The organism is Neptunomonas phycophila (assembly GCF_001922575.1).
In the GTDB taxonomy this organism is placed as follows: domain Bacteria; phylum Pseudomonadota; class Gammaproteobacteria; order Pseudomonadales; family Balneatricaceae; genus Neptunomonas; species Neptunomonas phycophila.
Window position 1 is genome coordinate 2134556 of record NZ_MRCI01000001.1, and the last position, 21767, is coordinate 2156322.

Below are 21767 nucleotides of genomic sequence, written 5' to 3' on the forward strand. Positions count from 1 at the left end.
AATGTTAAACAATAATCAAGCCCTACCGCCGTTACGCCAAGATATTCGTTTAGAGTCCGATTCATACGATCGTGCTGGGAATAAACGTTGGCGTATTTATGATCCTTGCCAGCACCGCTTTTTTCAGCTTTGTAGTGATGACATTCAACTATTAGCCTTTTGGCAAGTAGGGACCGTCGACAAGCTTAAAACAGCACTTGAACGCACAGGGCAGACTCTCAATGCTCAACAGTTAGATGGCTTATTAAGTTTTTTAAGTGAAAACAACTTAACCAAAGCAACGGGTAATAAAAATTACCGACATTTGCAAGAACAACACAAGCGAGTAAACCCTACTGGGCTTGCAAGGCTTTTTAGTCCTCCCAAAATTGTTCAATTTCCTTTATTTTCCCCGCTACCTCTTATTCATTTTCTTCAACCCAGCATTGAGCTTATAGGGCACCGCGTTTTTATTAGTATCTGGTTATTCATTACGCTCTTTGGCGTTTATCTAACAACCCGCCAGTGGGATGTTTTTGTTTCAACTTTTACCCATTTATTTTCGGTACAAGGTTTTTTAACGTACGGTGTTTCACTGATTCTACTCAAGTTTATACACGAACTAGGACACGCCTATGTAGCCCATATAAAGGGAGGTAGTGTCGGTAAAATGGGGATATCACTCTTTATGGGATTACCCATGTTTTACACCGAACTTGCTGGCATTAACCGAATTAGAGACTCGCATCAACGAATGTGGGTAGCTACCGGTGGGGTTGCTGCAGAGACTCTCATTGCAGGCATAGCCACCTTAGCATGGGCTTTGTTGCCCGAGGGCATACTGCGAAGTATCGCTTTTATTTTATGCACTACCAGCTGGCTAACGACTATTTTAATTAACTTAAACCCTTTATCGCGGTTTGACGGTTATTACTTTTTAAGCGACTGGCTAAAGATAGAAAACTTGCAGCCTCGCGCCCTTGCCTTCTCACGCTGGTACATAAGACGCCTTATTGTAGGTCAAGCCCTAGAACAACCCGAACCTATGGGCAGACCCCAAATTTGGCTTTTCTCACTGTACGGCATGCTTGTTTGGTTCTATCAAATTTCCCTAATGATGGGCATTAGCTACTTGGTCTATAGTTTTGCAGATAAAACCATCGGCTGTTTGTTTTTTGTCTACACCCTCAGCCATTACTTAGTTGCTCCGGTTTACCGTCTGATAAAAGATTCGTTTGCAGCTAGACAACTCATGAGCGTTGTACGTCGGTTATTCTTGCTCATAATCGCCGCAGGGGTGAGCTTGTTATTACTACTACCGCTCGACCACTCTACCACGGTTCCTTCCATAATGAGCCGTGAGCAGTTGGCGACAATTCATCCTCCCGAAAATGCCAAAATTTTATCCATCAATGCTAAAAATGGGGACTATATCGCTGCCGATCAAATCATCATGGCCTTCTCCTCACCCGAGCTGGAATACAAAACCACCGAGGCTATACTGCGATATAACGTCGCCACTGAGCGTCTCAACCGCATCAGCGGATCCGCTAAAGAACTAACCGAGTCGGTAGTTATTAGGCAGCAGCAAATACAAGCAAAAATGGACGTAGAGGGATTGGCACAACGTGCCGAGAAACTACTTTGGAGAGCACCAGCTAGCGGTATTATTGTTGATATTCCCGAGCAAATAGGTGCTCTGCAATGGGTAAGGCCCGATAATCAATTAGGGCGTATTGTAAGCAACCAGTCCCTTCTAGCCACAGCCTACCTACCTGAAAACGTGTTAAACAGGCTACAGCCAACACGAATCGCGCGTTTTATTCCCGAGGAGCCTTCTCTACCGGTTTACACGCTTAAGTTGGTTGATATTGAAGAGTCAGCAACCGAATTTATCTCAGATATCAGCCTGAGCTCGCAGTTTGGGGGGCCCATTGCTAGTTATGACAGTGATAGCGGACAGCCGGTACCTGTCGTAGCACAGCACAAAGTTAGATTTACCGTTAATCACACAATGGCCGATTCTACAACTATACTGAATGCACTTCGTGGTCATATAGAACTAGAAATACAGCCCGAAAGTATTGCACACCAGATGCTTAAGCAAGTGTGGAAGATACTCATGACCGAGCTTCGAGGCTGAAAATAAGGTACACCTATAATGAATAGACGACAGTTTTTAGCGATTCCTCCAGCTTTACTGGCGGCTTCACTCATTCCCAATAGCGCCGAGGCAGCTGGCGGCCGACTGCTCTTTGGTTATGGAAGAACAGGACTTGGTAGCAAGCTGGCCCTTAGCGCGCTGGATATTTTTGAAAAACACAGTATTTATCCTTACCAACTCGAAAATGTTCCTGGCAGGAGCACTTTCAATGCAACGGACTCCTTTTTAGCAGCAGCGCCTGATGGCTTAACCATACTGCAGACCCAATCACCTTCGTTGAACATGTTACCGCATATACACAGTAATATTTCGTATGATCCATTAAAAGATCTACGGCCTTTGGGCATATTGGGTGAGTACACCATCGCCCTCACTTTAGGTCCCTTGGTGTCAAAGGACGTTAAAAGCATTGATGATTTTGTAGAATGGGTGGAAGAAAACCCCGAATCACGTTATGTAGGTTTTACTCAATATGGTTCACCAGGCCATATGGCACAACTGGTTCTTGCACGTGGCAAACAAGTGGCTATTAGGCCGCAAGCCTATCGTGGCACTTCAATGATGATTGAAGATTTACTGGACGGCACGCTAGCAGCAGGGATGGTTATTACCGGAAATGCAATCGAAAAATTCCAAAGTGGTGAGTTACGCGCAATAGCAGTTACCAGTAAATATCGTCACCCAGGCCTAGGTTGGGGGGCCGTTAAGACATTTAACGAACAAGGTATCCCTAGCACTAATATTTCTGGCTGGTATGGGTGGTTCGCACCGGCTGACATGGCCGATAGCTTATACCGCCCTCTCTACTATAAAGTGCAAAAAATGTTGAGCGATCCCAAGTTTCGTGAGATCCAAAAAGAGTTTTCACTAAAGTCCGTTATTTCATATGACACCGTTATTACTCAACGCATACAAAATGAACTCGAGTATTATGGCGATATGGTGAAAGAGTACCGAATAGGGAAAGTAAGCTAGTCTTAGATAATCGCCTCACTAACCAGTACTCGTAGTGAGGCGTTCTTGGAAAAACCTTAGGGCTAGCTTTAAAAAAAGCGCTGTCCGGCATCTAATCGCTGAAGATAACTCTCTGGTAATTGATATAAACCACCAAGGCCTTCAAACCTCCTGACTTGCTTAGCGAATACATCTAAACCCAATGTATCAATATAGCGTAGCGGCCCCCCTCTGAAGCGCGGAAAGCCTAATCCTAGAATCAAGCCCATATCCGTCTCAGCCGGAGATTCTACAATGCCTTCATCTAAGCAACGCACCGACTCCAAACACATTGGAATCATCATTCGGGCAATAATATCTTCGTCGCTGATATCCATCCCAGAGCCAACACGCTCATTAATAATGGCTTGCGCAGCCGGTGAGACTTTTTTGAAACGTTTACCGGACTCATTTTTACCGTACTCATAAAAGCCTGTGCCGTTTTTCTGCCCCAGCGCGCCCTGTGCTAACAAAACCTCAATAATGACATCCCCATCATGTGTCATCCGTTGTGGGTAACCTGCTTGCAACACTTGATCGGCATGCACCATCGTATCTAACCCTATTACATCGGCTAAATACGCTGGTCCCATCGGCCAACCAAAGCCTTCCATGACCTGATCAATACGTTCAATACCAACGCCGTCCAACAACAGACGGTTAAAGCCATTAAAGTACGGGAAAAGAACGCGGTTAACTAAAAAGCCAGGGCAATCATTCACGATAATCGGTGTTTTACGCATTGCATTAGCGTAAGCCACCGTCGTTGCGATGGTTTCCTCATTCGTTTTTTCGCCACGAATAACTTCCACTAAAGGCATTTGATGAACCGGATTAAAGAAATGCATACCACAAAAGCGCTCAGGCTTTTTAAGGCTATTAGCCAGCTCGGTGATCGAAATGGTGGAGGTGTTTGAGGCCAGTACCGTCGTGTCGCTTATATGGCTTTCAGTTTCTGACAGTACGGCAGCTTTAACTTTGGGGTTTTCAACGACCGCTTCAACTACGTAGCCCACACCCTCGAAACCGTCATATGCAAGCGATGGTTTGATATTGCTCAATACTTTATCTTTACCCGCTTCATCCATACGACCTCGCTGAATCGCTTTATCCATAATACCACCAGCGGTACTCAATCCCAGCTCTAGCGCCTCTTCACGGATATCTTTCATTATAATTGGCGTACCTGTAGAAGCCGATTGATAAGCGATACCACCGCCCATAATACCGGCACCCAACACGGCAGACTTATCAACACGGTGAGCCAGCTTCATTGCAGCTTTAGACTTACGCTTGAGAACTTGATCGTTCATGAATAAGCCCGTCAAGCTCTTAGCGACGTCGGTCAACGCTAGTGTTGCAAAACATTGAGCTTCAGCGGCCAAGGCGTCCCTAAAAGAAAGAACAGGATGGGAAGTAGCCAGTGAAAGTATCGCGATTGGAGCCGGATAGTTCGGACTTAACTTTTTACCATACTGCTCCCTAATCGATTCGCAGGTCTGTTGCCATTGTTCATTGTCTGCTTGCGCTGCGTGTTTAAAGTCGCGTTTAGCTTGGTAATCATCACCATTGGCGATAACTTTTTGAAGGAACAGTAACGCTTCTTCACGCACTGATTCACTCGGGACTACCGCATCAGCTAGACCTAACGATTTCGCAACATCGGCTGGTTTTGGTTTACCGCTTAGCAACCAATCGACAGCCGTTTCAGCTCCGACTAAACGCGTAAGCCTCACCGAACCGCCCCAACCAGGGCAAATACCTAGGGTTACTTCTGGCAAACCAATTTTGGCATCTTCAGCCAGTACCCGATAATCTGCCGATAGCGCTGTTTCTAAGCCGCCACCTAATGCGACACCATTAACTGCTGCTACCGTCGGGAAAGGCAGCGCTTCTAGTTCACAAAGCGTGTTGTGATATTTCCAAGCCCACTTCTCTATTTCAGCATGCGAATGATTAAATAAACTCGAAAACTCGGTGATATCCGCACCAGCAATAAACAAAAACTTAGCACTGGATATCAATAAGCCCTTAACTTCACTGGCATGACTGCTAAGCCAGGTAACCGCCTGCTGCATTTCGTCTTGTGTTAACTGGTTTAGCTTGTTAACCGGCTCACCTTGCAGGTCTAAAACTAACTCAACTAGGCCACCATCAAGTGGTTGAAGGCGTACAGCACTCCCCTGATACATACAAACTCCTTTCATATCAAACGGCTAAGCAACCTTAAAATAGTTTTGATTGGTTTAGTTACCTAGCATTTATTAAACCATGCCACAATTTTGGAATTTATGTATCAAGTTACGCTGTGCTGCACAAAAAATAAATAGTTTAACTTGCTCTAAAGCATACAATGATTAGGTAGAACCTATTATTTGGGGGACTTGGTAGAATTAGAAATAACGATAAAATTAACGCACCTGCACAAAAGTAGCTCGTATTAGGGTGTATAAAAGACTCTCAATTTGCCCATCTACAACGTACTTTGAAATTGCAAACTCACTGCTGCTGCCGATGTGCGATTCTCAACGCCTAACTTTTTGAAAATTTGCTCGAGGTGCTTATTAACCGTTCTTGGGCTCATGGATAAAATTTGACCAATGTCTCGGTTGGTTTTGCCTCGTGATAACCACATCAGCACTTCTGCTTCGCGGTCCGTTAGTTCAAATCTATCCCTAATCCTATTTCGTAAACTGAGTTCATCTTCTTCTACCAACCTAAGTAAATATTCACCGGGGAGGCCAATCCCTAGAAACCGAATAGATATCGGATTCTGGTATGATTTAACCGTTAAGAAACTGTGTTTTTCAGGTTCGTTATCTAACCATTGCTTGATGGGCAAGCGAAGGCCGTCGGGTAATACATCTATTTTACGTAAATCAGGGTCAACTTTTACTTTAGCGCTTTCTTCACAGTGCCAAACATCTAACAGAACTCTTGCACTGTGGGTACACCACATTAACGTGCCATGCCGATCGCATGCTAACGCGGCCTGGCTTAACCCATCGAGTGCAGACCTAGCGCTGCGGGTTAAACGGGAGTTATTCAAATGCACTTTGATGCGTGCTAACAACTCTTCAAGCTTTATAGGTTTGTTAACGTAATCTACCCCACCCGCTTCAAATGCTTTTACAACATGTTCGGTTTCGCTTAAACCTGTCATAAACACAATGGGAATATCCATTAAGTCCGTATTTGCCTTAAATGCCTTACACGTCTCAAACCCATCCATATTAGGCATAATGGCATCCATTAAGACCAAATCCGGCTGAATTTTCTCAGCAATTGAGATAGCTTGCACACCGTCCATAGCTACTAGCACAGTGTAATTTTCCATTACTAATGTCGTGTTGAGCATCCCTAAAGATTCGGCAGAATCATCAACAACCAGAATGACACCATTAGCTTGAGACATGAAGTTTATTACCTCTTATATTGTGATGCGTGCTCATGTAGCCACCTGCTCAGACATTAGCGGTTTACACAAAGCTATGAGCTCAGCAAATTGGCACTGAGTAACGAGGGCCCTCGCTTTTAAGACATCGGGATGCTTATCATGCGTTTGTTCTATCTCTTTTAATAGCTGATCTAAGCCTTGAAGAAAGCCAATCTCAGCCATTGAGATAATCTCTTTCGCCTGTCCAGGTGTTATCACATTTGCAGAGGAGATGTTTTGATGCGCAATAAGCCTAGGTTTTTTAGGTAGTGTTCGGGGTTCATATTGCCACGTCAGCTTGAGTGCGGAGGCTATATTGGCCAACAGCAAGCTATCCTTCATTGGCTTAGTAAGATAAGCCGAATAGCCGCGCGTACCTTCTTCTAACTCTGAGGGCTGACGCTCTGTCGCATTAGCTGACACCATAATAACCGGCTGCATCATGCCAATTTGTCGCAAGGTTGCTAACAGCTCCCACCCCGTTTTTCCGGGCATTGAAATATCCAATAAAAATAGATCAGGCGTTGTCGATTCTAGTGTTGATAAGCACACCTCAGCATTAGGCGACTCCAACACAACAAAGCCCAAAGGGGATAAAATTTCGCTCACTAATCCACGGTGAGTGGCATCATCATCGACGACCATAATTGTTTTTTGATCGCCTTTATATGACTCGATACGACGTTCAACCGGCTTTTTTTGTATCTGCGCTTTATCCACGCGAGACAGCATAAGTGATAACTTAAACTGGCTACCTTCCTTGGGTATAGACTCAACAGACAAGTCTCCGCCCATAATATCCGTTAATAAACGCGAAATGGTCAGACCCAAACCTGTTCCTGATATCTGCGGTATGCCGGGTTTACGGATGCGCTCAAAGGGCTTAAAAATAACTTCTTGATCCTCTTTCTCAATCCCAACACCGGTATCTTTAATCAAAAATTCAGCAACCTGGCTGCGGTAACGTACGCTAAAAGTAACCGAACCCCTTTCGGTATATTTGACGGCGTTAGATAGTAAGTTGATAAGAATTTGCCGTACATGCTTTTCATCCGCAATAACCACTTTGGGTAAGACGCTATGCTCGGCATAGGAAAACTCAATACCTTTATCCCTAGCTTGAACACTAAACATCTCAACTAGCTCCTGCATGAGCTCGGGTAATAAAACCTGATCCCTACTTAGTTCTAAGCGTCCCGCCTCAATTCGAGATATGTCTAATAAGCCTTCGATCAAATCTTCTAAATGCTCGCCGCTTCTTCGAATGAGCCCGACTTTACTCTTATAAGCATCCGGAAAGTTGCGGTCACGCTCAAGTAATTGCGCGTAACCAAGCAGCGAGTTGAGTGGTGTCCGTAATTCATGGCTAATACCCGTTAAATAGCGGCTTTTAGCTTGGTTAGCAGAATCAGCTTGCTCTTTAGCTCGCTGCAAAGCGCGATCAGTTTCTTCATGAGCCGCAATTTCTTTAGTTAATAAGGCCGTCTGACGTTGCGACTCTTCAAGCGCGAGCTGCTGGCTGTCCTTTGCTAATACAAACAGCCAAATCAACACGCCGTTAATAATGAGCAGCAACAAAAATACTTGTAACAGCGTTGTATAAACCGCTTCTCTCACCGCTTCATCATCAAACGGGAATTGCATGTAGACTAGCCAGAACAAGCTGCCCACAATAGTCGCTATCAAAAATAGTAAGCCGCTAAATTGTAAAATCCGAGAGTCTGACCGCGCTGCCATTCTCGAAGGTAAAAAGAACACCACTAACCGGCTTAGTTGGTCACTAAAGCGCGCGCCCTCCTTACATTGATCGTGACAACGCGCATCCAACGTACAGCATAACGAACAAATAATGCCGCCGTTCACAGGACATTGCGTTAGATCCTCTATTTCGTAACAATTCTCACAAATAACACACTCGCCTTTTTGCGCTGTGGTGGGCTCCATCATGGAAGAGCGCGCAATGTAATAATTGCCTTGAGTAAGAAACGCAATAATGGGGGAAATAACAAATGCAGACAGTAACGCAATAAACGGTGCGAACGCCTTTGCGATGGGCCCCAACATCCCCAAATAACATACAACGCCGACTATTGAAGCAATCAACATAGCGCCAAAACCTACAGGGTTTACATCGTATAAATGCGCTCGTTTAAACTCGATATGCTTAGGGCTATACCCCAACGGCTTATTCACAATTAAGTCGGCGACCAAAGCACCAACCCACGCAACCACTACATTTGAATAGATCCCTAAGATCTGCTCTAGCGCTTCATAAATACCTAACTCCATAATCAACAGCGCTATAATGACATTGAAGACTAACCACACCACCCGGCCGGGATGGCTATGGCTTAAACGCGAAAAGAAGTTAGACCATGCTAACGAGCCAGCATAAGCATTGGTTACGTTAATCTTTAGCTGCGAAACAATGACAAAAATACCCGCCAGAGCCAATGTAGCTTGCGGGGACTGTCCCAAATACGAAAATGCAATTAAGTACATTTGCATAGGGTCGTCCGCGACCTCCACACGGACTCCGTGGTTAATCGCAAGTACGGCTAAGAAAGAGCCCGCCAATATCTTAACCAGACCGGGAATTACCCATCCAGGGCCAGACAACAGCATAGCTAGCCACCAGCGGAACTTTGTTTGCTCTGTCTTTTCCGGTAAAAACCGAAGAAAATCGACTTGCTCCCCTATCTGCGCCATTAGTGCGAACAAGATCCCTGAAGCCGCACCAAAATAGATCACATTCAATCCTAAACCGGCTTGGTTAGGATCCCCTTGCGGTGGATACTGAGTCCAGTCATCAATGACTGATAGCTCATGCTGCAAAATAAAAACAAACGGTAGCAGTTGCAGCACAACCCAAACCGGCTGAGTCCATAACTGAAACCGGCTGATAAATGTGATGCCATGCGTCACTAAAGGGATAACAACCAGCGCGCAAATGACGTAAGCAATACCTAATGGGATATCAAATAAAATTTCGAGCGCTGAGGCCATAATGGCCGCCTCTAACGCAAAAAATATAAAAGTAAAAGAAGCGTAAATCAGCGAGGTGATAGTGGATCCAATATAACCAAAGCCCGCGCCACGAGTCAGTAAGTCGATATCCACGCCATAGCGCGCCGCGTAGTAACTAATAGGTAAACCCGTTAAAAAGATGATAGCGCATACGACTAAAATAGCGGCCAATGCGTTTTCAAACCCGTAACTAAGGGTTAACGACCCGCCAATGGCTTCTAACGCTAAAAAAGAAATAGCGCCTAAAGCCGTATTAGATACACGTGCAGTTGACCAACGACGAGCATCTTTAGCCGTAAAGCGCAGCGCGTAGTCTTCCAATGTTTGGTTAGCCACCCAGCGGTTATAGCTGCGTTTGGTTCTCGCCGTTTTATCGTGCGCCAAATTCTACCCCTATTTTTACGACACCATTATTGATGATTCTAGGCACTCACCAAATTTTGTTTCCTAATAAAGACATAAATACAGCAATTTCCACACCACCCGCGATCAACCATCGCCCATTTGCCCTGGCGCCAATCGGTTCAAGACCATACTGAATTAGCAACAAAACAGATATGCGTTAAATGACGTAGCCCGCTAGTGCAATTCACGAATACCTCTGAGCCACGAAAAACTTCACTCTATATCCATACCAAGCACGACTTACTTCCATTGACTGTACAGAGGGCTCTATCATGCGAAAGCAACGTAAAGACATCTCCAAAAATAGACAGCTACGACGCAGTGTCATTAAGGGGTTAATGGCACTGCCAGCCGCAATTATGCTATCCAACATGGCATGGGCCGCAGACGTAAATACCACAGGTCTAGCCGTAACTGACGATACGGTTAAAGTAGGTATTCTTCACTCAGTCACCGGCACCATGGCGATTAGTGAGACAGGTTCAGTGCAGGCAGAAAAGCTAGCCATTGAACAAATTAATGCTATGGGGGGCGTACTGGGCCGCCAAATTGAGTACGTACAAGAAGACGGTGCTAGTGACTGGCCTACATTTGCTGAAAAATCGAAAAAACTCTTAGTCAACGATAAAGTCGCCGCCGTGTTCGGTTGCTGGACATCTGCTTCACGTAAAGCGGTTTTACCGGTATTTGAGCAGTACAACGGTATGCTGTATTACCCCACTTTTTATGAAGGGCTAGAGCAATCACCTAACGTTGTTTACACAGGCCAAGAAGCCACTCAGCAAATTTTAGAGGGTATTGACTGGGCGGCAAAAACTAAAGGCGCTAAATCTTTTTACCTCCTAGGGTCTGACTACATCTGGCCTCGTACCTCTAACAAAATTGCCCGTAAGCACATTGAAAAATTGGGTCTAAAAACCGTTGGGGAAGAGTACTACCCGTTAGGGCATACTCAATTCAACTCGGTTATCAACAAAATCAAACTTAAAAAGCCTGATGTAGTATTCATCTCAGTAGTGGGTGGCTCTAACGTTGCTTTCTACAAGCAGTTAAAAGCAGCCGGTATTGACATGACTAAAGAGAAACCGCTGTTCTTAACAATCTCGGTTACCGAAGATGAAATCTTAGGTATTGGCGGCGAAAACATCGACGGCATTTACGCATCAATGAAGTATTTCCAAAGCTTACCTAACGAGAACAACCAAGCCTTTGTTAAAGCCTTTAAAGAACGCTGGGGTGATGACATCGTTATTGGTGATGTCACTCAGGCCGCCTACCTCGGGCCATGGTTATGGAAAGCCGCTGTCGAAAAAGCAGGTTCATTCGATATCGATAAAGTAAAAGCAGCATCCCCTGGCATTGAGCTAACAACCGCTCCAGAAGGCTATGTTCGCGTTCATGACAATCACCACCTCTGGTCTAAAACACGTATCGGTGTCGCCGAGCCTGACGGCCAATACAAAGTGGTTTATGAGAGCCCAGAGCTTATCGAACCTAACCCATTCCCAGAAGGTTATCAGTAATTTCATCGGCTGCACTTCAATCTCTTGAGGTGCAGCTTTTCAGCTGAAATTTTACTTTTTTATTCTGTTATCACTCAGTTAACCGTTAGTGGAGTACGCCATCATGTTTGCTGAATACTCACTATCAGAGCTAGGCGCCATCTTTGCAATGCAAGGGTTTGCGGGCCTTAGTCTCTTCTCTATTTTTGTATTGATGGCATTAGGCTTAGCCATCATTTTCGGACAAATGGGCGTAATCAACATGGCCCATGGCGAGTTCATGATTTTGGGCGCGTACATGACCTACCTAACGTCCCAGGTTTTTGAAAACTATCTACCCAGCCTGTATGGCAGTTATTTCATTATCGCAATGGTGATCGCCTTCTTTGCTTCGGGTGCCCTCGGTGCCGTTGTGGAATGGGCCATTATTAAACGGCTATACCATCGCCCGCTGGATACCCTTCTAGCGACCTGGGGTTTGAGCCTAATTTTACAGCAGTGTTACCGCTCTATTTTTGGCGCACGCGAAGTGGGTGTGACTTTACCTGACTGGCTCATGGGTTCGTTCGCCGTAACTGACATGATTGAAATACCCATTAACGGTGTGTTTGTCATGATCCTCACCCTGCTCATTGCTTTTGCATTATATCTGCTGATGTACCGCTCTAACTGGGGCGGCCAAGTCCGCGCCGTTGTACAAAATCGCCCGATGGCGGGTGCGGTCGGTATCAATACCGAAAAAGTAGACCGCATGACCTTTGCGCTAGGCTGCGGCATCGCCGGTGTGGCAGGTAGTGCTTTTACAATGATTGGATCAACAGGCCCAACCTCTGGGCAGCTCTATATTGTTGATACCTTCTTAGTCGTAGTGTTTGGTGGCGCTGCCAGTTTGCTAGGCACTATTGCCTCAGCATTCACAATCTCGCAAGCGCAATCCACGATGGAGTTCTTCCTCAGTGGCTCTATGGCCAAAGTGCTTACCCTCTTGTTCGTTGTTGGCATCTTGATGATTCGCCCACAAGGCTTATTCGCCATGAAGATTCGTAAATAAGGAGCTATCTATGACGACTTCAGCCAGTACGCATTCGTTTTTTCAAAAGAAAGACATACTCCACTACGGCTTATTAGCTTTACTTTTGATTGTCATTCTTCCACTGACCATGGATATCTTTCGACTCAACCTGGTCGGTAAATACCTTACGTACGCTTTTGTTGCTGTTAGCCTTGTACTTTGTTGGGGTTACGGCGGGATCCTAAGCTTAGGCCAAGGGGTGTTTTTCGGCTTAGGCGGCTATGCAATGGCTATGTATTTGAAGCTAGAAGCCTCAACCCCCGAAGCCACCGCTATTCAGTCTACACCCGGTATCCCGGATTTTATGGACTGGAACCAGCTCACCGAGCTGCCTTGGTTTTGGGAGCCCTTCCACTCGTTAGGCTTTACTGTTTTAGCCATCTTATTTATCGCTCCGTTGTTTGCTTACATTATTGCCGTAGCCATGTTTAAGCGCCGTGTTGGTGGTGTGTATTTTGCGATCATCACACAAGCTATCGCCGCAATTATTACCATTCTGATTATTGGTCAACAAGGTTACACAGGTGGAGTTAACGGTATAACAGATCTGCGTACCCTAGCAGGTTGGGATATCCGCTCAGATTACGCCAAATATGTCCTCTACTTTCTATGCGTAGGCTGCTTATTTGCTGTGCTGTTGCTATCGCAATTTGTGATGAAAAGTAAGCTAGGCCGTCTACTTGTAGCCATTCGAGACCGAGAAGATCGGGTGCGCTTTTCAGGCTATGACGTATCCAACTTTAAGATCTTTGTGTTCTGCTTTGCTGCCATGCTATCAGCCATTGGCGGAGCTATGTTCACGCTTCAAGTAGGCTTTATGTCACCGACCTTAGTTGGCATCGTGCCTTCCATCGAAATGGTCATCTTTTGTGCAGTTGGCGGGCGTCTTTCATTAATTGGCGCGGTTTACGGAACGCTATTAGTCAATGCCGCTAAGACAACTATGTCAGAGGCGTTCCCAGAACTATGGTTATTCGCCATGGGTGCCCTCTTCATTGGTGTAGTACTGGCCTTCCCTAATGGATTAGCAGGCGTTTACGTCACACTAAAAGAGAAGTTTTTGGCCTCTCGCCGCTCATCAACACCGGCCAAAGCCCCCGCGGCAAAAACCGAAAGCAATGATGCATCAATCCCTAACGCTAGCCCTGCTAACCCATCTTGAGGACCGGAATCATGTCTAAGAAAGATTTTGTACTCTCTGTAGAAGGCCTAACCGTATCCTTTGATGGCTTTAAAGCGGTAAACGACCTTTCATTCTATGTGGATGAAGGAGAGATACGCGTCATTATCGGACCTAACGGTGCTGGGAAAACCACCGTACTGGATTTAATTTGCGGCCGTACCAAAGCCACTGATGGCTCTATCAAATTCCGTGATCAAGAACTAACCCGTATGAAAGAGCATGAAATAGTTCATGCGGGAGTCGGGCGTAAATTCCAAAACCCATCCATATACGAAGACTTAACCGTTTTTGAAAACCTAGAGCTTTCCTACCCAAAAGGCCACGGTGTGTTTGGCGCTTTAATGTTTAAGCGAGATGAGGCTGTTATCGAGTCTGTTCATGAAATCGCTGACATGATCTTTTTGAAAGAGCACCTCTATCAACGCGCCGACTTGCTTAGCCACGGGCAAAAACAATGGTTAGAGATTGGCATGTTGCTCATCCAAGATCCCGCCCTACTGATGCTAGACGAGCCGGTGGCTGGCATGTCGATCGCCGAACGTAAACAAACAGCTGAACTACTCAACCGGATTACCCAAGATCGATCCGTACTCGTGATTGAGCACGACATGCAGTTTGTAGAAGACATTGCCCATCGCGTAACCGTACTACATCAAGGGAAATTACTGTCCGAAGGCTCATTAGAGCATGTCAAAAGCGACCCCAAAGTCGTTGAAGTGTATCTAGGCCACTAAGGAGACGAACATGCTAACTGTTAATCAATATGATGTCGCTTACGGCCAAAGTAAGGTCATCAATGATATGAACTTAACCATTGGCAGCAACGAAATTGTTGCCGTGTTAGGCCGTAACGGCATGGGTAAAACGACCCTAATGAAATCGTTGATCGGAATGATCCCATCGGCTGGCGGCAGTGTCGCGTTAAAAGACACTGAAATTAGTGGCATGAAAAGCCATCAGCGTGTCGCCTCTGGGCTGGGCTTTGTGCCGCAGGGCCGTATGATTTTCTCAACAATGACGGTTGAAGAGAATATCCGCACCGGCCTTACCTCTACCAAAAGCAACAGTATTCCCGAGCATCTCTACGAACTGTTTCCCGTACTTAAAGAGATGAAAGACCGCCGTGGAGGCAACTTATCCGGCGGGCAACAGCAGCAACTTGCCATTGCGCGCGCCTTAGCCAGCAACCCCTCATTATTGTTGCTGGATGAGCCGACCGAAGGCATCCAACCCTCCATCATCCGAGAAATGGCACGCACCTTACGCAAAATACGTGACGAACACGGCCTCGCCATTCTTGTATCCGAGCAGGTACTGAGCTTTGCGATGGATGTTGCCGATCGAATTCTTGTTATCGAAAAAGGCAACATCGTCCATGACGTGCCCTGTGCCGATGCCGACCCAGACACTATTGCACGTTACTTATCCGTTTAACGATGATCGATTTTTCAACTAGATAGAGGAAATACGCCATGCGACACGGTGATATATCAAGCAGCCCAGACACCGTTGGTGTAGCCGTAGTTAACTACAAGATGCCACGCCTACACACTAAATCCGACGTTTTAGCCAACGCCGAACAGATTGCCGACATGATCATTGGTATCAAACAAGGGCTCCCCGGCATGGATCTTATTGTGTTTCCCGAATACAGCACCATGGGGATCATGTACGACAAAGACGAAATGATGGCGACAGCCACCACCATCCCCGGAGAAGAGACCGCCATCTTCTCTGCGGCATGTAAAAAAGCCAACACATGGGGTGTGTTTTCACTCACCGGTGAGCAGCACGAAGAACACCCTCATAAATCACCCTACAACACGCTAGTACTCATCAATAACGAGGGTGAAATCGTTCAAAAATACCGTAAATGCATCCCTTGGTGCCCTATCGAAGGCTGGTATCCAGGTGATCGCACCTATGTAACAACCGGCCCAAAGGGTATGAAAATCAGCTTAATTATTTGCGACGACGGTAACTACCCGGAAATTTGGCGCGATTGCGCTATGCGTGGTGCTGAACTCATCGTGCGTTGCCAAGGCTATATGTACCCAGCCAAAGAGCAGCAAGTCATGATGGCCAAAACCATGGCTTGGGCCAATAACTGCTATGTTGCGGTAGCCAACGCCGCCGGCTTTGACGGTGTGTATTCTTATTTTGGACACTCAGCCATTGTCGGTTTTGACGGACGCACACTTGGCGAGTGCGGTGAAGAAGACATGGGTATCCAGTACGCCCAACTCTCGGTATCGCAAATACGGGATGCACGCGCTAACGACCAATCACAAAACCACTTATTCAAATTACTCCATCGAGGCTACACCGGCGTGCACAACTCAGGCGACGGCGATAAAGGTATTGCTGACTGCCCATTTGAGTTTTATCGCACTTGGGTGATGGACGCCGAAAAAGCCCAATCTGATGTAGAAGCCATGACGCGCGACACCATAGGCGTGGTCGATTGCCCAGTAGGTAATTTACCAGCAGGCGCATCTGAAAAGGAAATGGGTTAAGCAATGTTGACTATCGGGGCAACGAGCACACGTGCCTATAAGGGGAATCGGGATGCCGTTTATTACTGATCGACTACATGATACTGCCCCGGCAGCCCAAGCGGTTCAAACACCGCTAGCACAAAGCCAAAGTCATGCAACGAAAAACCAGCCGTTGCGGTCTCGTTTTGCCTTTGACCCAGATGAAATTAAAACCTTGTTACTGCACCACATTGCAGGCCAGCGCAAAGTCATTGAGTCCTTGTATCAGCAGCTAAAAGTGATTAAAGCTGACTTGGCTGATAATGACCGACCGCTCTACGTTGCTTTATATATTGGCGATACTGGCGTTGGCAAAACAGAGATTGTTCGCCTATTAGCTAAAGCTATTCATGGTGACTGCAATCAGTTTTGCCGCATTGACATGAACACCCTATCCCAAAGCCATTACAGCGCAGCCATTACAGGGGCGCCTCCGGGATACGTCGGCAGTAAAGAAGGCACCAGCCTTTTTGATGCCGACAAAATAGCCGGCACCGCCAGCCGCCCCGGTATTGTCTTATTCGATGAAATCGAAAAAGCTAGCCCAGACGTTGCTCGCAGCTTGATGAATATTCTGGATACCGGGCATTTACGCCTTGCATCAGGTAACCATCAACTCGACTTCTGCAACAGCCTGATATTCATGACCAGCAACATCGGCTCGCGCACATGGGCCAGCGCACAACGGCGTGCTGGTAAAATGGGGTTCTTGCGGCGCTTTATATTCCAAAGTCCCTTTCAGCCTAACCGTGACACTGTAATTCACGACGCACTGCATGCACACTTTGATCCTGAATTCCTTAATCGCATTGACCGCATTGCCTTATTTGAGCCGCTCAGCACTGAGCACCTAGATATCCTCATCGCACTAGAAACCGCAGCGGCAAACCAACGTTTACGCCGCAAAAGTGTGGCTATTGAGCTTGATGACAGTGCGGTCGCTTTTATTCGCCAATATGGATTTGATCCATTGTTTGGTGCCCGATCAATCAAACGACGCTATCGAGAGCTTGTCATTATCCCGCTAGCCGAAGCAATGATCACAAACCCACCTTACCCAGAAGCGGCCAGCACGTATCACGCTACCGAAAACGGTGAGCGCTTAACTTTCACGTTACTACCCATAAACGATGCAACGTCCACAGACACGCATCAACCATTAGAACCAAAGTCCACTTTTTAAAGAAGCCAAAATGACTTCGTAAGGAGAAAGAAGATGACCGATACAATTATTAAAATCGACCTGAACAAATCCGCTTACGAGCATGACAACGTGCACAACCGTTGGCATCCCGACATCCCAATGGTCGCTACGGTAAAACCCGGTGATGATTTTATTGTCGAGTGCTTCGACTGGACCGGCGGGCAAATAAAAAACGATGACGACGCATCCGACGTCCGCGATGTAGACCTCACTCAAGTTCATTTTCTCTCCGGCCCTATAGCCGTCGAAGGCGCAGAACCCGGTGATTTGTTGGAAGTCGACATCCTCGACATTGGTGCGTTCGCAGAACAACAGTGGGGCTTTAACGGATTTTTCTCAAAGAAAAACGGCGGTGGCTTCCTCGACAATCATTTTCCAGAAGCCCAAAAGTCGATTTGGGACTTTAACGGCATGTTTACAAAATCGCGCCATGTTCCCGGTGTCGAGTTTGCCGGTATTCTTCATCCTGGCTTAATTGGCTGCCTGCCTTCAAAAGACATGTTAGAGATGTGGAACACGCGCGAGAAAGAACTCTTTGATACCGATCCAGAACGCGAGCCCGCGTTAGCTTGCCTACCCTTTGCTGAAACAGCGCATATGGGACGCATGAAAGGTGATGATAAAGCCAAAGCCGCTGGCGAAGGCGCGCGAACAGTCCCTCCTCGTGAGCACGGCGGTAACTGCGACATTAAAGACTTAACTCGCGGTGCAAAAGTATACTTCCCTGTTTATGTAGACGGTGCTGGCTTATCCGTAGGTGACCTCCACTTCAGCCAAGGCGACGGCGAAATTACCTTCTGCGGCGCTATCGAAATGGCAGGCTGGATACACATGCGCGTTAATTTAATCAAAGACGGCATGAAAAAGTATGATGTTAAAAACCCAATCTTCAAACCAAGCCCAATGGTGCCTAAATACGATGATTACCTCATCTTTGAAGGCATCTCTGTGGATGAAGATGGCAAACAACACTATCTGGATACTAGCGTTGCGTATCGTCAAGCCTGTCTTAATGCGATCAACTATCTCACGAAGTTTGGCTACTCTCCCGCTCAAGGCTACGCCATCCTCGGCTGTGCACCTGTGCAGGGCCACATTAGCGGCGTAGTTGATATTCCAAACTCCTGTGCAACCTTATGGTTACCGACGGATATCTTCGACTTTGATATCAAACCCAACAGCGACGGCCCAATAAAACACCTCGATGGCAGCATCGACATACCGTTAGCACCTGACAAAGAGTAAATAAAGCCCACCCTTCGTGTAAAAGGCAGCCTATCACTAGGCTGCCCGTAATAGGAACAAAGGAGCACACCATGCCAATGTACGAATATAAATGCGCAAAACACGGTGTATTTGAAGAGCTTGCCACCCTAGAAGACTACGACCAACCGTGCGCCTGCCCGCAATGCGGCCAAATTTCTGCCCGCGTTTTAACACTACCACCAGAATTTCTGAATATGCTCAAAGAAAAGCGTGAAGCCATAGAGCGCAACGAAAAAGCCCAGCATGCGCCAGAGATCATAACCATGGCGCAACATAAAGAGAAAAAAGCAGAAGAAGCAGCAAGGCACGCACACAAACACGGCAGCAACTGCGGATGCCAACCTAAAAAGAAAAGTAACCTCTTTTACACCGCCGATGGCAACAAGATGTTCCCATCCATGCGCCCGTGGATGATTAGCCACTAAAGTGATCAAAGCGCTCTTCGGAGCGTGTCTTGTAAAGTGAAACTGAACGCTGGATTGTGGGGATGCAATCTAAATGACACTTTTTGCCAGCTATCCGTTTGAATACGTATAGCTGGCTTTCAACTACCACCAATGCCCTACTTTCAATATTGTTTGCCATACCTTTCCTAAAAAATCAGGAAATAAGTCTGGAGCAACCAAAGCAATAATCGCAAAGGTTCCCAACACAGCCCAAAAACCCGTTGAGCCAAGAAATGCCCCGTCTGGCCCCCACACGGCTAATTTTGTATTTGTGAAAAGCCAAATAAACCCCGCCGTCGGAACCGCGAAAACCATCCCTGCCACAAAGCTTATTAACCGATCTTGCAAGGTATAGCGTTCCAAACTCATATGAACAATTCCATTTTTGATACGGTATTTAAGTATATAAAATAGCAAAATATGAGCAAACACCGGTAATCCTCCCATTTTTAACTGGCGCTAAAAGTAGAAGTTTGTTAAGAACGAATTACTCGGCTTTTGCGTTAACAAGCCAACCATCAAGCACTTGCTTCAATTTATCTAATTGCTCTTGATGTTTTACTTGGTTCTTTGCCAATTTGTTAATGTTCTGCAACTTCCAACGAATCGCTGGCAAATCTGCTGCATTAGGATAGTCAAACAATGCCCAGTCAGGTTGCCCTCTTTTGAATGACATAAGGAAGGCATGATCCCTTTCTGTGAAATGTTTTTGCAGCGAAGTTAACATCATAGACCTTACAGAAGCTAAGTCTTCACATTCAACTTTTTCAAAAGTCATTCCGTCAAATTCTGCCTGAAATTTCTCATTCAGAGGCTGCCAGTTTGGCGACATGACTTCATTAATAGGCCGAGGGTGACTTAATGTATAGGTTAAAAAACCCACTAAAATCTCTCTCGAAATCCCTTCACTGCCAAGTAACATACGCACATCAAATAAGTCACGAGGATGTTGGCGGTCCATTGCAGCACACAATTTCCCACCATACAGATCGGGAAGACTGACTACCTGAACCTCAGCATAACCAAACTCGTCTTCAACAGACTCTTGAACTGGCATTATCTCTGCATTATGCAATGTACCTCTGGCGACGGGCGAGACTTCAATTTTGATTGTCGCAACTGGACTTGATACAACTATTCTCAGTTCATCAACTTTATTATCTTGAAATGCAGCTCGGATACCTGGTTGAGTATTGATTCTGTCTGTAATGCGTTGCAATGCAGCCCTGACATTAATCAAAGCCTCATCTCTTGGTTCAAGTGGCAGATAAGCAAGATCAATATCTACTGATAACCGAGGAAAATCTCTCACAAATAAATTAATGGCGGTGCCACCTTTAAGTGCAAAAACCGTCTCTGTTGCTACCACAGGCAGCATTCTTATGAGCAAGGAAACCTGTTTGTAGTATGGGCTATCCTTATCCATTATGTTGTTCACCTTTTTTGACGCTTAATATCTCTGGCACTGTGATTTGATATCGCTCGTCAAAACGTCCTTTTTCAACAACCTGCCGCTTTCCTGCACCCAATTTAATTCTTGTTTCATCTACGCGATTGACCCACTGGTGGTCGTAGTATCGACCCAGAAATAGAAATATTCGATTTGCCTGAACAGAGCTGCTTCGTTCAAGAATATCTTGTACTTTTCTAGGGCTAAGATTGACTAAACCCTGAAATAATTCTGCGACATGCTCAAATGAAATCAGCTTTCCAATCGCGTCTACCACTTCATAGGCCGCAAGTTCTGCACAGCTGACAGTTAGTTCTTTCTCTTTAACCGTGATTCTTTTCAAATCTTTCTCGGGATTCAATTCAAGTTTATGGTTTCCACAGTAAAACCAATTCTGATAAGGGAAATCACGAAACCATTTTGGTAAGGACGACTTGTTTTTAACGCAAATCCAAACTTGCTCTTTGTTCAGCTGTAAATAGTGACTCAGTCCCTGGTGAGTTAAGCTGCTCAATCCAGCCAAATGAACTGAAACTCCCAATTGCACATCCAATGCTTGAATGGCATCAACCCAAGTTGGCTTTATATCGCCCTGCGCATTTGGACGATAGTACACACCAGAACTAAGCTTCTTCAGCCAACCGTTCTGCGCGTACTTTTGAGCCAACGAGTAGCTCACGCCGTTTTCAGTCAGCCATTGCTGAAGTACGAGCGCACCAGGAGAAGTATGAGCAACAAGCCAGTTTATCTTAGATGACATTTTAACACCAAAAGTATGAATATCACGAACAGTATAAACCATGCAGTTTATTGTGACAGGGATTTTAACACTTTAGGTGTTAATATACCAAATACCGTAAACCAAGTTTGCTAATGTGGCGTTGTTGAAATGAAAAGGTCTACACAACATCACCAATAACCCGATGTTGTGTAGACCTAAGTTTGATTGCTTTAAGTGAACTGCCTACTACGGCTCACATTCAGGTGCCCAGTAAAACGGCGCTGATTACTGGAACAGTTGTGCCAATGACTTCTTGAGTGCTGGCAACTTACTTTAAGTTCACCATGAGCACCTCCTTAGTCGAAAGTGTAGGCGGTTAGAT

The 21767-nt window shown here is 45.9% G+C and carries 17 protein-coding genes; 11 read left to right on the top strand and 6 right to left on the bottom strand.

The features are described 5' to 3' along the window. The first annotated feature begins 1 nt into the window (after window position 1). A complete protein-coding gene (locus tag BS617_RS09705) occupies window positions 2–2122 on the top strand; it encodes a hypothetical protein (protein ID WP_075172614.1) in 2121 nt (706 codons plus the stop codon). A gap of 18 nt (window positions 2123–2140) precedes the next feature. After that, window positions 2141–3118 carry a Bug family tripartite tricarboxylate transporter substrate binding protein gene (locus BS617_RS09710; RefSeq protein WP_075172615.1) on the top strand — a complete coding sequence of 326 codons (978 nt, stop codon included), beginning with the start codon at window positions 2141–2143 and terminating at the stop codon, window positions 3116–3118. A gap of 68 nt (window positions 3119–3186) precedes the next feature. Here the strand turns inward: BS617_RS09710 and fadB are convergent, their stop codons facing one another. The 3 genes from fadB to BS617_RS09725 form a co-directional block, all read right to left on the bottom strand. Next, window positions 3187–5328: a fatty acid oxidation complex subunit alpha FadB gene (gene fadB / locus BS617_RS09715; RefSeq protein ID WP_075172616.1), complete on the bottom strand. Its 2142-nt coding sequence runs from the start codon at window positions 5326–5328 to the stop codon at window positions 3187–3189. A 281-nt stretch (window positions 5329–5609) separates the two neighbouring features. After that, a complete protein-coding gene (locus BS617_RS09720) occupies window positions 5610–6551 on the bottom strand; it encodes a response regulator transcription factor (protein WP_075172617.1) in 942 nt (313 codons plus the stop codon). Between the two features lie 33 nt (window positions 6552–6584). Continuing rightward, window positions 6585–9983, bottom strand: coding sequence for a hybrid sensor histidine kinase/response regulator (locus BS617_RS09725; RefSeq protein ID WP_075172618.1), 3399 nt, complete (start codon window positions 9981–9983; stop codon window positions 6585–6587). Window positions 9984–10276: 293 nt separating this feature from the next. Between BS617_RS09725 and urtA the strand changes: the two genes are divergently transcribed. From urtA to BS617_RS09770, 9 genes are all read left to right on the top strand, one after another. Next, window positions 10277–11527 (top strand): urea ABC transporter substrate-binding protein, encoded by a 1251-nt coding sequence (urtA, locus tag BS617_RS09730; RefSeq protein ID WP_075172619.1) that lies wholly within the window; start codon window positions 10277–10279, stop codon window positions 11525–11527. A 103-nt stretch (window positions 11528–11630) separates the two neighbouring features. Next, window positions 11631–12557, top strand: a complete 927-nt coding sequence (gene urtB, locus BS617_RS09735; RefSeq protein WP_075172620.1) for an urea ABC transporter permease subunit UrtB — start codon at window positions 11631–11633, stop codon at window positions 12555–12557. A gap of 10 nt (window positions 12558–12567) precedes the next feature. Then, on the top strand, window positions 12568–13740 hold the full coding sequence (urtC, locus tag BS617_RS09740) for an urea ABC transporter permease subunit UrtC (RefSeq protein WP_075172621.1): 1173 nt from the start codon (window positions 12568–12570) through the stop codon (window positions 13738–13740). An 11-nt stretch (window positions 13741–13751) separates the two neighbouring features. Beyond that, window positions 13752–14495 (top strand): urea ABC transporter ATP-binding protein UrtD, encoded by a 744-nt coding sequence (gene urtD / locus BS617_RS09745; protein WP_139303156.1) that lies wholly within the window; start codon window positions 13752–13754, stop codon window positions 14493–14495. Between the two features lie 10 nt (window positions 14496–14505). Beyond that, complete coding sequence (gene urtE, locus BS617_RS09750) at window positions 14506–15195, top strand: urea ABC transporter ATP-binding subunit UrtE (RefSeq protein WP_075172622.1); 690 nt, start codon at window positions 14506–14508, stop codon at window positions 15193–15195. Between the two features lie 38 nt (window positions 15196–15233). Then, the gene (locus BS617_RS09755; RefSeq protein ID WP_075172623.1) at window positions 15234–16277 is read left to right on the top strand and encodes an aliphatic amidase; all 1044 of its coding nucleotides are present in this window, start codon (window positions 15234–15236) and stop codon (window positions 16275–16277) included. Window positions 16278–16329: 52 nt separating this feature from the next. After that, the gene (locus BS617_RS09760) at window positions 16330–17481 is read left to right on the top strand and encodes an AAA family ATPase (RefSeq protein WP_075172624.1); all 1152 of its coding nucleotides are present in this window, start codon (window positions 16330–16332) and stop codon (window positions 17479–17481) included. Between the two features lie 33 nt (window positions 17482–17514). Next, window positions 17515–18747: a formamidase gene (fmdA, locus tag BS617_RS09765; protein ID WP_075172625.1), complete on the top strand. Its 1233-nt coding sequence runs from the start codon at window positions 17515–17517 to the stop codon at window positions 18745–18747. A 71-nt stretch (window positions 18748–18818) separates the two neighbouring features. Further along, window positions 18819–19193 (top strand): FmdB family zinc ribbon protein, encoded by a 375-nt coding sequence (locus BS617_RS09770; RefSeq protein ID WP_075172626.1) that lies wholly within the window; start codon window positions 18819–18821, stop codon window positions 19191–19193. A gap of 123 nt (window positions 19194–19316) precedes the next feature. Here the strand turns inward: BS617_RS09770 and BS617_RS09775 are convergent, their stop codons facing one another. The 3 genes from BS617_RS09775 to BS617_RS09785 form a co-directional block, all read right to left on the bottom strand. Next, entirely contained in the window at window positions 19317–19583 is a 267-nt protein-coding gene (locus BS617_RS09775; RefSeq protein ID WP_075173528.1) for a hypothetical protein, read from the bottom strand. A 118-nt stretch (window positions 19584–19701) separates the two neighbouring features. Continuing rightward, window positions 19702–20640, bottom strand: a complete 939-nt coding sequence (locus tag BS617_RS09780) for a nucleotidyl transferase AbiEii/AbiGii toxin family protein (protein WP_075172627.1) — start codon at window positions 20638–20640, stop codon at window positions 19702–19704. Then, on the bottom strand, window positions 20633–21424 hold the full coding sequence (locus BS617_RS09785) for a type IV toxin-antitoxin system AbiEi family antitoxin (RefSeq protein ID WP_075173529.1): 792 nt from the start codon (window positions 21422–21424) through the stop codon (window positions 20633–20635). Before BS617_RS09785 ends, BS617_RS09780 begins: the two co-directional genes overlap by 8 nt. Window positions 21425–21767 lie beyond the last annotated feature (343 nt).

Excerpts from the sequence above, each read along its gene's own strand:
- BS617_RS09705 (WP_075172614.1), top strand. The coding sequence starts at position 2 with ATGTTAAACAATAATCAAGCCCTACCGCCGTTACGCCAAGATATTCGT.
- BS617_RS09710 (WP_075172615.1), top strand. The coding sequence starts at position 2,141 with ATGAATAGACGACAGTTTTTAGCGATTCCTCCAGCTTTACTGGCGGCT.
- fadB (WP_075172616.1), bottom strand. The coding sequence starts at position 5,328 with ATGTATCAGGGGAGTGCTGTACGCCTTCAACCACTTGATGGTGGCCTA.
- BS617_RS09720 (WP_075172617.1), bottom strand. The coding sequence starts at position 6,551 with ATGTCTCAAGCTAATGGTGTCATTCTGGTTGTTGATGATTCTGCCGAA.
- urtA (WP_075172619.1), top strand. The coding sequence starts at position 10,277 with ATGCGAAAGCAACGTAAAGACATCTCCAAAAATAGACAGCTACGACGC.
- urtB (WP_075172620.1), top strand. The coding sequence starts at position 11,631 with ATGTTTGCTGAATACTCACTATCAGAGCTAGGCGCCATCTTTGCAATG.
- urtC (WP_075172621.1), top strand. The coding sequence starts at position 12,568 with ATGACGACTTCAGCCAGTACGCATTCGTTTTTTCAAAAGAAAGACATA.
- urtD (WP_139303156.1), top strand. The coding sequence starts at position 13,752 with ATGTCTAAGAAAGATTTTGTACTCTCTGTAGAAGGCCTAACCGTATCC.
- urtE (WP_075172622.1), top strand. The coding sequence starts at position 14,506 with ATGCTAACTGTTAATCAATATGATGTCGCTTACGGCCAAAGTAAGGTC.
- BS617_RS09755 (WP_075172623.1), top strand. The coding sequence starts at position 15,234 with ATGCGACACGGTGATATATCAAGCAGCCCAGACACCGTTGGTGTAGCC.
- BS617_RS09760 (WP_075172624.1), top strand. The coding sequence starts at position 16,330 with ATGCCGTTTATTACTGATCGACTACATGATACTGCCCCGGCAGCCCAA.
- fmdA (WP_075172625.1), top strand. The coding sequence starts at position 17,515 with ATGACCGATACAATTATTAAAATCGACCTGAACAAATCCGCTTACGAG.
- BS617_RS09770 (WP_075172626.1), top strand. The coding sequence starts at position 18,819 with ATGCCAATGTACGAATATAAATGCGCAAAACACGGTGTATTTGAAGAG.
- BS617_RS09775 (WP_075173528.1), bottom strand. The coding sequence starts at position 19,583 with ATGAGTTTGGAACGCTATACCTTGCAAGATCGGTTAATAAGCTTTGTG.
- BS617_RS09780 (WP_075172627.1), bottom strand. The coding sequence starts at position 20,640 with ATGGATAAGGATAGCCCATACTACAAACAGGTTTCCTTGCTCATAAGA.
- BS617_RS09785 (WP_075173529.1), bottom strand. The coding sequence starts at position 21,424 with ATGTCATCTAAGATAAACTGGCTTGTTGCTCATACTTCTCCTGGTGCG.